This window comes from Shewanella sp. GJ50-10 (assembly GCF_055808815.1).
Window position 1 is genome coordinate 3,698,863 of sequence record NZ_JBVVSS010000001.1, and the last position, 15,368, is coordinate 3,714,230.

At 41.0% G+C, this 15,368-nt stretch carries 15 protein-coding genes; 7 read left to right on the forward strand and 8 right to left on the reverse strand.

Going from position 1 to position 15,368, the window contains the following annotated elements; all coding sequences use genetic code 11:
• Nucleotides 1-110 precede the first annotated feature (110 nt).
• Entirely contained in the window at nt 111-1,295 is a 1,185-nt protein-coding gene (locus AC0L4E_RS15570; RefSeq protein WP_473679944.1) for an endonuclease/exonuclease/phosphatase family protein, read from the reverse strand.
• A gap of 239 nt (nt 1,296-1,534) precedes the next feature.
• Here AC0L4E_RS15570 and AC0L4E_RS15575 point away from each other — a divergent pair, with 239 nt between their 5' ends.
• The 4 genes from AC0L4E_RS15575 to AC0L4E_RS15590 all read left to right on the forward strand — a co-directional run bounded on the left by AC0L4E_RS15575 (nt 1,535) and on the right by AC0L4E_RS15590 (nt 4,878).
• Nucleotides 1,535-2,914, forward strand: coding sequence for a DUF4397 domain-containing protein (locus AC0L4E_RS15575; protein WP_473679945.1), 1,380 nt, complete (start codon nt 1,535-1,537; stop codon nt 2,912-2,914).
• Nucleotides 2,915-3,116: 202 nt separating this feature from the next.
• On the forward strand, nt 3,117-3,791 hold the full coding sequence (locus AC0L4E_RS15580; protein ID WP_473679946.1) for a CIA30 family protein: 675 nt from the start codon (nt 3,117-3,119) through the stop codon (nt 3,789-3,791).
• A gap of 37 nt (nt 3,792-3,828) precedes the next feature.
• The gene (locus AC0L4E_RS15585) at nt 3,829-4,431 is read left to right on the forward strand and encodes an HAD family hydrolase (protein WP_473679947.1); all 603 of its coding nucleotides are present in this window, start codon (nt 3,829-3,831) and stop codon (nt 4,429-4,431) included.
• A 231-nt stretch (nt 4,432-4,662) separates the two neighbouring features.
• Entirely contained in the window at nt 4,663-4,878 is a 216-nt protein-coding gene (locus AC0L4E_RS15590; protein WP_473679948.1) for a TIGR02450 family Trp-rich protein, read from the forward strand.
• Between the two features lie 97 nt (nt 4,879-4,975).
• On the opposite strand, the gene AC0L4E_RS15595 is transcribed toward AC0L4E_RS15590, so the two are convergent.
• From AC0L4E_RS15595 to AC0L4E_RS15615, 5 genes are all read right to left on the reverse strand, one after another.
• Nucleotides 4,976-5,845 carry a DnaJ domain-containing protein gene (locus AC0L4E_RS15595; RefSeq protein WP_473679949.1) on the reverse strand — a complete coding sequence of 290 codons (870 nt, stop codon included), beginning with the start codon at nt 5,843-5,845 and terminating at the stop codon, nt 4,976-4,978.
• A 292-nt stretch (nt 5,846-6,137) separates the two neighbouring features.
• A complete protein-coding gene (locus AC0L4E_RS15600; RefSeq protein WP_473679950.1) occupies nt 6,138-6,440 on the reverse strand; it encodes a DUF1330 domain-containing protein in 303 nt (100 codons plus the stop codon).
• Nucleotides 6,441-6,494: 54 nt separating this feature from the next.
• Entirely contained in the window at nt 6,495-7,166 is a 672-nt protein-coding gene (locus AC0L4E_RS15605; protein WP_473679951.1) for a nitroreductase family protein, read from the reverse strand.
• A 31-nt stretch (nt 7,167-7,197) separates the two neighbouring features.
• Complete coding sequence (locus tag AC0L4E_RS15610; RefSeq protein ID WP_473679952.1) at nt 7,198-7,368, reverse strand: YbaM family protein; 171 nt, start codon at nt 7,366-7,368, stop codon at nt 7,198-7,200.
• A gap of 66 nt (nt 7,369-7,434) precedes the next feature.
• Nucleotides 7,435-7,809: a PH domain-containing protein gene (locus AC0L4E_RS15615; RefSeq protein ID WP_248983520.1), complete on the reverse strand. Its 375-nt coding sequence runs from the start codon at nt 7,807-7,809 to the stop codon at nt 7,435-7,437.
• Between the two features lie 138 nt (nt 7,810-7,947).
• On the opposite strand from AC0L4E_RS15615, the gene AC0L4E_RS15620 reads away from it, so the two are divergent.
• The 3 genes from AC0L4E_RS15620 to AC0L4E_RS15630 all read left to right on the forward strand — a co-directional run bounded on the left by AC0L4E_RS15620 (nt 7,948) and on the right by AC0L4E_RS15630 (nt 11,411).
• Complete coding sequence (locus AC0L4E_RS15620; RefSeq protein WP_473679953.1) at nt 7,948-8,658, forward strand: Rossmann-fold NAD(P)-binding domain-containing protein; 711 nt, start codon at nt 7,948-7,950, stop codon at nt 8,656-8,658.
• Nucleotides 8,659-9,870: 1,212 nt separating this feature from the next.
• The gene (locus AC0L4E_RS15625; protein WP_473679954.1) at nt 9,871-10,062 is read left to right on the forward strand and encodes a hypothetical protein; all 192 of its coding nucleotides are present in this window, start codon (nt 9,871-9,873) and stop codon (nt 10,060-10,062) included.
• A 581-nt stretch (nt 10,063-10,643) separates the two neighbouring features.
• Nucleotides 10,644-11,411 (forward strand): hypothetical protein, encoded by a 768-nt coding sequence (locus tag AC0L4E_RS15630; RefSeq protein ID WP_473679955.1) that lies wholly within the window; start codon nt 10,644-10,646, stop codon nt 11,409-11,411.
• 197 nt (nt 11,412-11,608) lie between these two features.
• Here the strand turns inward: AC0L4E_RS15630 and cydC are convergent, their stop codons facing one another.
• Nucleotides 11,609-13,387: a heme ABC transporter ATP-binding protein/permease CydC gene (cydC, locus tag AC0L4E_RS15635; protein ID WP_473679956.1), complete on the reverse strand. Its 1,779-nt coding sequence runs from the start codon at nt 13,385-13,387 to the stop codon at nt 11,609-11,611.
• A complete protein-coding gene (cydD, locus tag AC0L4E_RS15640; protein WP_473679958.1) occupies nt 13,387-15,240 on the reverse strand; it encodes a heme ABC transporter permease/ATP-binding protein CydD in 1,854 nt (617 codons plus the stop codon). The genes cydC and cydD overlap by 1 nt, the downstream gene beginning before the upstream one ends.
• Nucleotides 15,241-15,368: the final 128 nt, after the last annotated feature.

Consider the following 15,368-nt stretch of genomic DNA (forward strand, 5'->3'; position numbering starts at 1 on the left):
TAGCTATGCTCTAAAGTCACCATGCCACCTTATTGGGTGGCATTTTTATTTGGACTTTTTACTTGGACTTTTTATTTGGAATTTTACCTGGTCTGGAACTTCTTAAGGGCTTAACTGCGTAAAGTAAACGTCATCATCACTGGCGCATGATCTGTACTGTCACTGTCTCGTTCATATTCAGGTCTAACGAGGTGCCTATCATGGGTTTGATAGTCACTGACTTCAGCTAAGTTCCTTGGGTGCGATGCATCAAACTCACAGGATGCCAAAATATAATCTAGCACTGAACCGGTATTGCCAAAGTAATGAGTCGCTTGGCGAGCATATTTAAGTGGGTCGACAGGTGGCATGACATCCTCCACAATATCAGAATCTTCATCATGCAAACCAGACTCATACTCATCTTGCGCAAGGGTTGCGTTAAGCTTTTGCCCAGTTTGAAAAAGCTCATAACTGTCAAACAAACTGAACTGAGCAAATTCATCAGCTAAGGTTTTATCGTTCATAATTTTAAGGTGTGGGTCGATAATATCGCTTCTAAATACCCTTTTACCGTTAGCCCGAAAAGCCTCAAGTGCAGTGCTTTGCAAAGTGTCATTAAAATCGCCCATAAGCAAAACTGGCAATTGAGTTTTGGTTCGTTGTTTAGCTATTTCATTAAACAGCAACGCCGCTTCACTGCCGCGTTGCATGTTCGATGCCCAGCTGCCAAGGGCTTGTCTTGCCATTAAGTCTGCGCCGCCAGTCATGCCAGAATCAGCCAATGTATCCACGCCCATGCCACTGCGTTTTGATTTTAAATGCACCACATAACACTCGCATTCACCAAATTCTGCCAAGGCAATTTTTACCCGTAAAGGCTGACGACTAAAGCTGAAATCATTTGCTATGCCCATGAGTGGAAACAAATTTTCATCTGGAGTGACGAGTGCTGATTCTGTAATAGGAAACTTTGATGCTATGGCGACCACAGGGCTTTGATAGACATAGTCACTGATCAATGTTGGCTCATCTAGCGCGGCGAAATACTCATAACCCAAAGGGGCTAATAGTGCTTCTAATGCTTCAGGACTGAACACTTCTTGAAAGCCAATAATGTCAGGTTGGTGTTGATTAATATACTCAGTTAACCAAGTACATTTTTTTTGCCATTGCTGGCGAGAATAAATATTTTCGAAGTCATAATAAGCCGCTGGCGGTTCGATAAAATTAAATAAATTAAACGACACAACTTTAAAATTTTGCTGTTTTTTACTCGATTGATTATCCGAATTACTACCGTTTTTATGAATCACTACAACTGCCTTCAAAGCTCTATTCTGTCTACAGATTAAAGACAAACCTCTCGTCTGTCGACGTTAAATCCTCATCAGGTAAAAATGATCCCAGCGATCCCCACTGTAAAATTTCACTCGTTAAAAATGATCCTAATTTAGCAAGTGCCGTATTACCCCTCGAACTCAGCGCCTGAAATCACAACATCAAATGGATTGATAAATCCGTACTTACAAGAAATGAATTCGAGGAAAGAACGATGAAAAGGATCTACTCTCTGGCCCTAATTTTTACAGCACTTGGTTTAACCGCTTGTTCAGATGATGACGATGACACGATTACTGTTGCAGATGTTGAAACTCCCGTAGTCACTTACGCTGATATTCGCGTTATCCATGCTGGTAGTGATGCCCCAATGGTCAACATTACCGCTGACGGCGCGTCGCTATTAACCGATGTTGACTACGCTATGTCTAGTGGTCTACTAGAAGTCCCCACCGCAACCTACGCAATTGATGTTGAAGCCAAACTTGCCGATGGCACAACGCTCACTGTACTCGAAGCCGATTTAGCGGTTGCCGAAGATATGGAGTACACCGCAGTTGCCCTTGGTAAAGTAGCCGACGACAATCTAATGCTCAAGCTCATTGCCAATGAAGAAGCGGCAATCACGGCAGGTAATGCTCGCGTTCAAGTATTACATGCATCTCCAGCTGTCGGCTTAGTTGATATATACGTGACCGAGCCAATGGCTGATATTACCGCTATTGAACCAACGTTATCAGCAAACTACATGGATAACAGCGATCAACTTGAAGTACCAACGGCTGATTATCAAATCAGAATCACCCCAAATGGTGACAAAACTGTCGTCTTTGACTCAGGTACCGTTAACCTTGCAGGTGAAATGGATTACTTCATTTCAGCTATTCCAAACACATGGTCTGGCGACTCACCAGTAGCATTATTGGTAGCATTACCTGAAGGCCAAGTCTTATTAAATGATGTAAGCAGCGGCAGTGACATACGTGTTGTGCATGCAGTAGCAGATGCCCCTGCTGTGGATGTATTCCTTGATGGTAGCGATACGCCTGCAATCGATATGCTCTCGTTCGGCGAATTTGCAGGTTACGTCAATATTGCTGAAGGAATGCACACTGTCACGGTAGCGGCCGATGCTGATAACTCAGTAGAAGTTATCAAAGATGCAGAAGTGGATCTGATGTTAGGTTACAGCTATTCAGTCCTTGCTGTCGGCTCGTTAGCTGACGATGACATCTCGCCATGGGCATTCGCTGAGCACACTCGCCGCATTGCAACAGAAGCAAGACTGAATGTTATTCACGCCTCTTACTCAGCTGGTAATGTCGATGTATACCTTACGCCAACCGCAGATATTAGCGATGCAGAGCCTGCGTTAACAGACGTACCATTTCAAGCAGCATCAGGTAGCTTAAGTATTGCACCGGGCGATTACACCGTCAGCGTAACTGTTACAGGTACTAAAACCGTGGCAATTGGTCCATTAGCTGTCTCATTAGCTGCTAGCGGTTTATACAGTGTTGCAGCCGTTGATGCTGAAAATGACACCTCAATGTTCTCAGTGATTTTGATGGATGATTTTGTCGCTGAAGAATGATTGAACCAAACTAAATAATCTCTTGTTTTATCTCCGTCCGACCCTTTCGCGGCTTATCCTCCACCCGAGATAAGTCGCTTTTTTATCCTAATTCTTGCTAATTTCAACATTAGTTTTGAATGTTAATCCTAAAGTTAATCCTGAAGCTAATCGCATTAAACATCGACTATAACAAGGTTAAAACCTTCAATAAGGGCATAATATGACAAGCTCTAAAAAGATAATCAACCACTTAACTCAGTACTATACTCCAGCAGCAAAAGGCGTACTATTAACTGGCAAGTTTATGAGGTACATAGTTAAAATCATTATGTTTATATCCCCAAGCTTGTTACTACATTCTTATGCGGTGAATGCCATGATATTACAATTCAATAATCCACAGCAGCTGAGCAATGTCAAAATCAGTAATGACACAGTCATGGGCGGCATGTCTTCAAGCCAAGTCATGACAGACCAATCTAATCACAATGGTTCAGGAAATGAATCTACAGCAAGCGAATCTATTTTTAGTGGTCATGTTTCCTTAGAAAACAATGGTGGTTTTGCATCCATTGAATACCGTTTGGGCGAATCAGTTCCTATATCTAACACTGTAAAATTAACCGTGATGGGTGATGGTAAACGCTATCAGTTACGCCTTAAAACCCCTAAACTGTCTTTTGGCGAGGCGTATGTTGCCAACTTTGATACCACTGCTGGCGAGCAAACTGAACACACATTTGCCCCTGCTGATTTTAATTCGCAATTTCGCGGCAGAAGCGTCAATGCGCCAGCGTTAGTATTTGCAGATGTGGATAGAGTCGGACTGCTTATTGCCGATAAACAAGCGGGCAATTTTTCACTGACACTCGGCAGTATCGATTTTCAGCAGTAAACTCTTCAATCAGTAGCGTGAACATAACGGATTAGAAATGAAAAAACTGGCAAATATTAGAGGTGTTATCTTTGATTTAGACGGCACCTTAGTTGAATCAGAATTGGACTTTCGAAAAATAAAGCAGCAATTAAACTGCCCCATTGATACTGACATTCTCGATTACATTGATGCTATGGTATCCATTGACGAGCAACAACGCGCCCACCAGATTATTATCGAGCATGAAACATTCGATGCCGAGAATGCCAAAGCGCTACCCCACATGCACTCGCTACTTACAAGCTTGCAAACATTAGCTTTACCAGCGGCTATCGTCACTCGAAATAGTAAAGCCGCTACCGTAACCAAGTTAAGCCAAAATGACATCAATATCGCACTGGTATTAACCCGTGAATGTTACCCAGCCAAACCTGCTCCCGACGCATTACTTGCTATCGCAGAGCAATGGCAAATATCGGCAGCAGAACTGATTTACGTGGGTGATTACCTTTACGATATTCAAGCGGCCAAGAATGCTGGCATGATGTCGGTGTTTATCAATCATCACAAGCAGCCAGAATATCAACATCAAGCAGACATCATTGTCAGAGATTTAAAAGAACTGCAAATCGCGATCGAAACAAGCCGTCAGGGGTAAAAAACCATCAGTGAAGGTCATCTGCACTCAGCATCAGTGGGACTCAGAATTAGTGGTGCTAAGGATTAGCGGAGCTCAACAGTCTTATCAGTATGACAAAAGCAGTTATTAAACCCAAACATTCATTGAACAGATTGAACTTATCCGTTTAGCGCTTCGTATCCCTTATTTCACAAGACGATGTTATTTATTAACTAGCCAGAATTAAGGTTAATTAGGATAAAGGGGTTTATGAATCCATTACACCCAAAGAAGTTATTACACAGTAAATGGACCAAAGTGCATGTGACCCAAAAGCTAAAACACTTTTCGGTAGTCAAAGTCACTTATGATGAAGACAGTAATGTTATTGAATGTATTATTCGTGCAGAAATGAACGCCGAGGAATTTGTTATTAATTGGCGCGATTTAAAAGACGTTCAATTATGGCGCCAAGGCTGGAAATAACTAAACATAAAGCCAATTAAAAACAACTAGCGGCGAGCCATTTCCAGCTCACCGCTACAATTGATTCCGCAGTTGATTCGCTTAGCTAGACGCTAAATTAAGCCGCTAAGTTAGACGCTAAAAACAAGCCTAACAAAATAAGACTTCCTTTCGCCGTCGCCTTTTTAGATGAAAGCCGCTCAGCTCGAGCCTCTTTAGATAACAAACGTTGGATCACAGCAATTTTATCAATGGGTTGGTGTATGCCTTCAATGTTTGCAGGTGAAGGCTCTGGCAATTGGATAGCTGAGCCATTTTTATCAGAGACTTTATCTCGTTCAGTAACTTGTTTAAATTTCGCTTCAACTTTGGCGATAGCTTTATTTTCTACATCGACTTGCGTGCCAACCTCGATGCCTTGGGCAATGAATAATTCATCCACGGTCACTAACTTTGATGGAGAATTGGTGACCAACAGCCCTTTTGCTAATGGCTTAATACTTTGCTCTTCATCAAAAAAACGCTGTATATATTGGGCGCACATAATGTAGGCCAGTCGTTCGCTTTCTTCAAACCGCTGGCTTTCCAAAATATAAGCTTTAAATGAAAAAGCCAGTACATTCGATAACGCTGCTAGATTGTCATAAAGTTCGTTTAATTGTGGATGTAACTTAACCGCTTCACTCCATTGCTCTAACGTGGTTATATCAACTTCAAATTCATAGTCCATTTGGGGAATATCAACTATCGCATCTAACGACTTTTCAGCCTGATAATGTTGCCACATTTCATCATATGACTTGCGCTTAGTTGCACATTTTAATATTTCATAAGACACCGCGATATTGGCAAGTTTTATATCAATATCAGCATAAGTACTTTGGTATTCATCTGAATGATAAAACAAGTACAGACTTTCATACGCTGTCATTATCTCTTCATCATCTGCACCTTGCGAAACACCTAAGGTAAGGTATAAATTTTCCATCAAACGTCCTCTTACTTCCTATTGCAACGACTTACTTTTAAGCTTGGTTCGATGCAAGCAGCTGCCATTAACTAGCTAAACGTTATATCTTCAATATTGATTTATGGAACAGCGATTATTCTATTAATGGATTATAACGAGGCGTTGAAATAAATACTTGATATGAGATCGATAAATAACGATTAAAAACAGCAGATTAACAAAAGTTAATGATAACTAAACTTTCGTAAATTGAGTAACAAGTTTTAAATGAAATAGCCTGTTTGAATTAATCATACAGGCTAGAGGTGAGTTACTCAGTTTGGTGTAAACCAATTACCGTTGAGCTGGACACTGATGCAGTAAAGTGGCGCTGCTTTACAGACAAATAGGCCTCATCATTAAAAAAAGCCTGCATGACATCTTCTGAAGGAAAGTCGATGGTGAACACGCGATTAATCTGCATGCTGGTTTTAGATTTTAGTACCTCAGATACCGCAAAATCATAACCAAAGTCACCACCGTAAAAATGCAAAATAGGTAGCATGGCATCGCGATAAGCTTGATATTCAGATTCATCATGAACATGCAAAGCCATTATTCGTTGAAACCCCATTGCTACCTCACTTTTTTGACGAGCATGCCGTCACTTGTTAAACCAACTTATCTGCTAAATAAAATCACTGATTTCAGCTAATAATTTTTTCTGTAGAGCATGCTCAGGCACTGTTGCTTTTTCATCTGGATAACCTGCCACAATCAACATATATGGGCGTTCGTTATCACTATCTCGGCCACATACTTTACATAAAAAAGACATAGGTTTGGGCGTGTGAGTCAAAGTGCCAAGGCCTGCATTATGCAGCGCTTGCAACAAAAAGCCTGTCGCAATACCCACAGACTCATGCACATAGTAATTCTGCTTTTGCTCGCCATTATCTTCACTACGCTTTTTAGTAAATACCGCAATTAACCAAGGCGCTGTTTCAAGGTAAGGCTTGCTGGCATTAGTACCAAGTGGCTTTAAGTTATCTAACCATTCTTCACCGCCACGGCCTGCATAAAAAGCTTGTTCAATGGCTTCTGCTTGCTCACGTATTTGCGCTTTTACATCAGCATCGCTTATCGCCACAAAATGCCAAGGCTGATGATTCGCACCATTAGGCGCTGTTCCTGCAGCAAGAATACATTGCTCGATAATTGCTTGCGGCACCGCTCTATCTGAGAACTTACGAATTGAATGACGTCGTTTCACATGCTGATAATTTTGCTTAGCACGTTCAAGCATTTCAGCTTGAGGATATTCAATAAAATCAGTTAATGGCAAGTGAGCTTCGGTCATGTGTTTTCCTTTTTATTTTTATTAGCTTTAGTTAATCCGTTTGTTGCTGCTTTCTTTTAAAATCATCTAAGGTGATTTGTAATGCTTCAATAGCGGTATCTGTATCTATGTTATTTTCTTCAAGCAACTGGATTAAATCGACCGCTAGTTGGACAGATTTCGGTGCATCAGTTAATGATTGAGGTTGGTTTTCTTTGCTCATCTACGAGGTAATCCAATACATTTTTTATGATAAAAATCATCTAATACAAACTTTTGATAGTTGATGTTAAAGCGAGAAGTTTGCAATCGCTTTTTGAATGCCAACTACATCAGTGCCTTTCTTCAACTCTTTAACGATAGGCTGCTCAGTGCCCGAGATATAGATTTTAAGCTCAGCATCCATATCAAAAGTGCCTGCAGTTTCAACAATAAAGTGAGTCATCGATTTGTAAGCAATTGAATGGTAGCTAACCTTCTTACCTGTCATTCCTTGTTTATCAATCAAAATAAGGCGTTTATCGGTAAACACAAACATATCGCGGATAAGTTTATAGCCCATTTGCACTGACTCATTGTCAGCCATAATTGGCGATAACTCTTGTTGTAACTCACCTAAATCCATTTCCGACGAGTTACCTAAAATCGCATCAAAAAGTCCCATTGTTTTCTCCTTAAATATGGCTTTAAAATTCTTGAGTCAAAATGTGAATAAAATAGTGCGGTATCTGCCGATAATAAACAAGCAAAAAGCTGTTAAAGTATTCTTCCGACACTGTAAACCAGATCACCAAGGCGCATTATGAACGCAGCTATCATTGGAGCCACCGGCTTAATCGGCCATTATTTATTATTAAATTTATTGGCTGATGCCCGATATCAAACGGTGGTGGCTATAGGTAGAAGATCACCTGAACTGGCTCCTGAAACCGCAGGAATTGAAAAGCTTATCTTTGTCGAAACTCAGTTACATCAGCTAACCGAGTTAAGCTTACCTACAAGTATCGACCAAGCATTTTGCTGTCTTGGCACCACCATCAAACAAGCTGGCAGTCAGGAAAACTTTATCAAAGTCGACCACACTGCGGTTATCGACTTTGCCAAACTGGTCATGCAGCATCAATCACAAACTGGGGTTGAATTATTGGTAGTAACAGCCTTAGATGCCAATGAAAAATCATCACTTTTTTACAATCGTGTTAAGGGTGAAGTGCAGCGGGATTTGCGCTTATTACCACTGAAGCAGTTAACCTTTTTCCAACCAAGTTTATTATTAGGTGAACGTGCACATCAGCGCACCTTAGAAGATATTGGCCAAAAGTTTTTTACTATTGCATCAGGGATATTTATCGGCCCATTAGCCAAATATAAACCCATTACAGGCAAGCTTGTTGCCAACAACATGTTGGCTGTTGCTGTTAAAGAAAATACTGAGTTAGTCAGTGCTCCATTGTTAGAGACAAAAGCTGTTAGGATTATTGATAATAAGCAGATGCATCGACTGGTTAACTGAATCTTTTGTACTTTATAAACTGAGTTTTGTCCCAAGTTTTGGTTACCATTTTGACGTTACTATTTTGAAGTTATCATTTTGAAAAGAGCCAACGTCGTGGTGCTTCGCCCACACCAGACTAAAAGGGAGTGAACTGCGACTCCCTCTTACTTTTTGCTAAGAGCTTCGCCCCGCAGCTCCGGCGAAATTTAAACAGCAAAATTTCCAACGGAGAATCATCCAGCTTTAAACTTCATTTTTAGTCCGCTTCGGCAAGCTACAAAATCACTAACGCTTACGATGGCGCGTCCCTTCCCCTCGAAAGCTAGCCAGAATCTTAAGTGCAGGATGCACTAAATGCCTTAAAGCACAAGGATGTGTGAGAAAGGCCATGTCTGGACTCACGCGATTTTCTTGCTTATCTCAATTCATATTAAGCATTCAAAGAGTATGAAAAACCTATACAACTTGAGCTACTAATTTAGAAATACTCTCTGAATTAACAAATGAACCTGCGGGCTCATTATTCTCCGCTGGAAGTGTCCGAGTGCGTTGAGCTAATTTACGTGATGGAGGCAGGACGCCGACATAGCCTCAGATTGAGCCAAGGATGGCGAATCTGAGGCGGTAGTAAATTCGCTCTGTAGCATGAGGAAAAACACTTCGCCGGAGCGGCAAGGGATATCGAAAAGGGAAATGCTGTTGTTTCCCTTTCGTCGGGTGTGGGCGAAGCGCCACGACGTTGACCTTAATACAAACAAAGTTTGGAAATGAATTATTTTTATGATGTAACTCATTGTTGATAAAATAGTTTACTGTTAATCTTGTGCTATTAGAGTACTGACTTTCTGTTCTTATTAAGACCGTTGTTATTGGTAAAGTTTACTCTGACCGAACTAAATTCTTAAATATATATTGAGAACCAAATATGCAGAATGACCCAAGAGTATTCTTAGTTTTTGTTGCCTCTTTCTTGGTAACTATCTTTTTGTTTACTTTAACTGTTCGAAAAAGTAAGCCTGAGAGAAAAATAATTTGGATTCTAGTGTGCAGTATTCTGACTTTGACTTGGTTAGGAATGATTAAAGGAACTGTAGCTGTATTGATCTCAATAGGACTTTCTTCTGGGTATATAACAAATAGACTTGATGCAAGAAGATTGGGGAAAAGGTAGCCCGTTCCTTTGATATGAAACCAAACTTGTTTTTTACAAGTCTAGAGCAGTCATTACCAATGTATATTCAAAGCCTCGCACTTATGGAGCAAGAAGGCGCTGGTGTTGACGATATCAAGGAAATGACTGCTCCATTTTTACTTCAGGGGCTGGATGTTCTTGAATCACGGTTTGGGCATCAGAAGTCAATCCAAGCTGCTAGAACAAATATAAATGAATATGTAGCTTCTAAAGAAATATATAACTACTAAAGGCGGCGTATAAATCGCTGCTTTGGGTATTAATTTTGATTTCCCATATTTTTGCTAATCCGAAATCAGTACTAAAAAGTGAATTATCTAACAAAATTTTGTCTATAAAGGAGTTTCTATCTTTATTGTCAGATTGAAATTTGCAGCCCAATTTAAAACTAAAACGCTAACCGCTGGGTTTAATCCCAAGTCGATTAGCGTTTTTTATTGCCATTAACATTTCAAAAGTGCTTTCCCAACGCCTTATTTAACGATCGATTATCGTCAACATGCTTTTGCATTTAGCAACCCTTTCAAAAAAGTATTAACGATTGAATTTTTTACATATAAATGAAGGTAGATATCGCTGAGCTTTGCCTCTAATATGGGTTAAAGATTTATATATCTTGGGGTAAAGCCAGTTGCCTTACCTTTATGCACTTCTCAATGATTAGCCTGATTTTTTATCATCAGGTTATTAAAAGTTGAGGATTTTCAATACTAATTAAATAACAAACTAGCATGAGGCTGAATATCTATAGTTAGTTGTTTTACATTTTATAATGCTTTAATAATTGGTTGATGTTGAAAAGGAGTTTCTGATGACTAAAAAAATCACAACGTTACTGCTGTCTAGTTTCCTGGTCGCTTGTGGTGGAGGGGATGGAGATTCAGTAACCACTATAGATGTAGATACTGGTGTAGGGATCTACATTCATACATACAACTTTGTTTTTCAAGGTGCTTATGACTCTGATGTCATAGTTGATGCCACTTATGAAAGTTATCAATCAGGAACAAAGACGACTGTATTACACAGTAATGCCATTTATGGCAGTAGTGATGCTAACGTACTAGAAAAAGCGATTAAAGACGGTTCTGAAGAAATAGATGTCAACTTTGAGCTAAGAGATGCAAATACCAATGTCTTATTAGCAGATAAACAAGAAAGCTATGAATACGACTATGATGATAATGACGATAATGACTATTTAGATAAACTTGTTTTTGCAGTAGCAGATGAAACCTTATCACCAGTGGAATACAAGCTAGAAGTTTTTGATAGGCCAAAGGAACAATCTACAGCCACATCTGCCCCTTTATATGTCATAAATTTACTCGGTAATGATGATGTGAATGTCATTATTGATAATGTGCAATTTCAAGGTGAACTAGAAACTATCGAGCTTTCAGATAAGTATGATGTAGACCTAACATCCCCTTTATCCAACATTACTCTTCAGCAACTAGATGGAACTGAGCTTGTATTTTGTGATTTAAGCAGCGAAAGCTTCGCTGAAAAGCAGTCGTTGATTATTTTCTCAAAGAGTACATCAGGTAATGCATCTTGTTTAATAACAGAAGTTTAAACTTCTTATAAGCAAATTGAACTCTGGTGCTTTAGCGGCATTAAATAACAAAATAACAGCTCGAATTTGAGCTAAAACTAAAAACGCTAACCGCTTGGTTATTACCCAAGTCGATTAGCGTTTTTTTGTTGTCATTAACGTTTCAAAAAGTGCTGTCCAACAGCTTTCACAGGATAACAAAAACGAGAATAGTCCTATTAAGCTTCTTTACCTAAATGCTTATATAAGCTTTGGTAATCAGCACTGGTTGCCATTAATTGCTGATGGTTACCACTATCGGTTATTTGTCCGTTTTGGATCATATGAATACAATTCATTTCAGCCATGGCGGTTAAACGATGGCTTATCATCAACATGGTTTTGCCTTTAGCTAAGGTAAATAGTAAACGTAAGATTTCACATTCAGTTCGCTTATCAAGTCCTTCTGTTGGCTCATCTAATAATAGAATCGGCGCGTCACGTAATAAGGCTCTGGCAACACCGATACGGCGCTGTTCGCCGCCTGAGAGCTGACGACCACCTTCACCAATCCAACTGTCTAGGCCGACTTCTTCGCCGCGATCTGTGGTGGTTTTTGAACTCAATAACGTCTCTAAACCCACTTGCTTAAGCACTGCGGTTAAACGCTCATCATTGGCTCGTCTTTTTTGACCTTCAACATAAGGTAAAGCGATGGCTAAGTTATCGCGCACTGTGCCTGCGAACAAATGAATACGCTGGCTGACAACCGTCATTGAGCTGCGCAATGTCGCTTCATCAAATTCACTAATATCACGACCACCCAAGCTTATTTGACCTTGCTGCGGTTGCCATTCGCGGGTGATTAAGCTGAGTAGGCTTGATTTACCACAACCTGTTGCGCCTAACAGTGCAACCTTACTGCCTTGGGGTAAATCTAAATTCAAGCCAGATAATACTTTCGCGTCGGCTTGATAACCAAAGTGAATATTGCTGAGCTTTATCTCGCTCTGTTCAAGCTGATTAACCTCACCAAACACCACATCTGGGGTTTGCTCGGTCACTTCCGAAATACGTTTAGCCGCCAATACACAACCAGATAAATGCTGGAAGGCACCAGAGATTGGCATCATCATTTCAATGGTGGCCATGGTAGCAAATACCATCATTGCCATTAATGGCCCTGGTGGAACACTTTCACCTACGCCGTGCCCTGCTAAATACATCATCATGACGACCGCTGCGCCATTGACCATAATCAATAATGCTTGGCTTAAGCCCGTTATGTGCGCCATTGCGGTTTGGCTGGTAAATAAGGATAACTCAGCTTCACGCAGCTTTTGACGGTAACGGTCATTTGCCGAAAACAAAGTTAGCTCTGCTTGGCCTTGAATCACATCTAATATCAATACTCGGAAGCTGCGTTTACTATCAACAACGGCTTCACCAGGTTCTCTACCCAGACGATAAAACACCAAAGGTAGAATCACCCAAGCAGCGATTAACAATGCACATAAGCTAATGGCTAACGAAGCATCAAACCAAGATAAGAAGGCATAAAGTGCAACCACCGTCAGTAATGAAGCGGCCATTGGCACTAATAGGCGTAAATAAAGATGATCAAGGGTGTCGATATCGGCCACTAACCGATTAAGCATATCCCCTTGTCGCAAGCCTTTTAGGTTACTGGCACTTAATGGCAGTAACTTTTTCCACGACCAAACGCGAAGTTCAGTGAGCAGTTTAAACGTGGCTTCATGTGTCGCTAAACGCTCGCCATATCGACTTGCTGTTCGTGCTATTGATAAAAAGCGCACGCCACCAGCAGGAGTAAAAAAGTTAAACGCTAACGCTGAGGCTGCAGTAAGACCAGCGATGGCTGTGGCAGATAAAAACCAGCCAGAAAGCGACAATAAACCAATACCAGCAATGATCGTGGTGCAAGTTAGCAATAAACCAACCGACATCATTAACCACTGACGCTTAAATAACTTAATGAAAGGCAGTAATAGCTTCATTACACATCCTCCCTTTTAGTTTGCTCATCGGTCAGGGTTGGCTCTTGCTCATCAACATACAGTGACAAACCATCATCATCTTGTTGCTGCATGTTTTTAAACAAACCCGCTTGAGCGCTCAGCAAAGCATAATCCCCTTGCTGCACAATTTGCCCATGATCAACCACGAGAATGTTATCCATGCTTTGTAACTGATCAAGTCGATGAGTCACCATCACGCAGGTTTGCTGCGACATGGCTTGTTTAAGAGAATCTGATACCAGTTTTTCACTGTGGCTATCAAGGCTTGCTGTGGGTTCATCAAGTAAAAATAAACTGGCAGGTTGTGCTAACGCACGCGCAAGGGCAATACGTTGCGCTTGGCCAACTGACACCCCTGCTGCTTGGTCACTGATCACGGCATCTAAACCTTGCGGGTGCTGATGAACAAACTCAGCAATACTGGCTTTTTCCAGTAATGCCATGACTTGAGGGTCAGTTAAATCTGGATTGGCTAAGCAAACATTTTCGCGGATGCTGCCATGAAATAGCTGCGGGTCTTGCCCAAGCCATGCGAGATGAGCTCGCCATTGCTGCTTATCCAATACGCTTAACTCAACGCCGTTAACTTTAAGTGAGCCTTTATAAGGAAGAAAGCCTAGCAAAGCATTAAGTAGGCTAGTTTTACCCGCGCCGCTTGGGCCAACAATAGCGACTTTTTGCCCTGCTGCCACCTCAAATGAAATTGGGCCTAACAGTGATGTACCTTCTAAGGTCAGCACTTCTAAATCAGCAGCTGAAATAGCAATATTATCTAATGACACATTATGATGCTGCGCTGTTTGCTCACTAAAATTACCGTCCACTTGTTTGAGTGGATTTGGATGTTCAAGTAATTCGACCAAGGCTTCTGCTGCGCCAATGGCTTGCGCTTTAGCATGGTAATGAGTGCCTAAATCACGCAGCGGCTGAAAAAACTCAGGGGCGAGTATCAGAATAAACAGGCCAGTAAATAAGGTTATCCCTGCGCCATAGTGACCAAAGTTAAGGTGGTCTAAATAGCTAAAGCCAAAATATACCGCCAATACCGCAATCGAAAGCGCAGCAAAAAACTCTAATACTGCCGAGCTTAAAAACGCCATTCGCAGTACCGACATGGTTCTTTGTCTAAAGTCTTCTGATGCCGTCTCAATTTTATTCACTTCAGTTTCGCCGCGGTGGAACAGCTTAAGCGTGCTTAAGCCTTTTAAGCGATCCATAAAGTGGCCACTTAAGCGTGACAATGCACTGAAGTTTTTACGGTTAGCATCAGCAGCGCCCATGCCAACCAGAATCATAAACATTGGAATAAGCGGCGCAGTGGCAAATAAAATCAGCCCTGCGGCCCAGTTAAGCGGGAACACCGACACTAAAATAATTAACGGAATAAACCCTGCCAACATCATTTGCGGTAAATATTTGGCATAAAAGTCGTGTAAATCTTCAACCTGTTCGAGCACGATACTCGCCCAAGCTCCTGCAGGTTTACCTTTAATAAACGCAGGCCCTAAATCGGTTAATTTATTCAGCACAGCTTCACGAATATCACTACGAAGTCGCTTGCCCGCTTCAAAGCTTAATCGCTCGCGAGCATACGCAAGGCCTGCACGCACTATGATTAATGAAATTAAGGCGACAAAATGATTGGTAAAGCTCGCCATAGGTGATTCAAGCATAATCACGCCATGTAAAATATGCGCCAACAAATAAGCTTGCACCACAATCGCGACACCATTCAGTGCACCGGTAAAAATGGTGAGTTTCAAGAATATGCCACAAGAAGACTTTTGTTGCTTAAGCCACTGGCCGAGAGATTTTTCTAAGGTTTTATCCATTACATTCCTGAAAATGACAGCGCTAAATGAGGAAAATTGCCGCAGTATCGCAAGCTAAGAGGTTAGATAACAGCCGCTTATAGAGAAGTGTTAACTGATTCACACATTGCTAATAAACACTGTGTTAA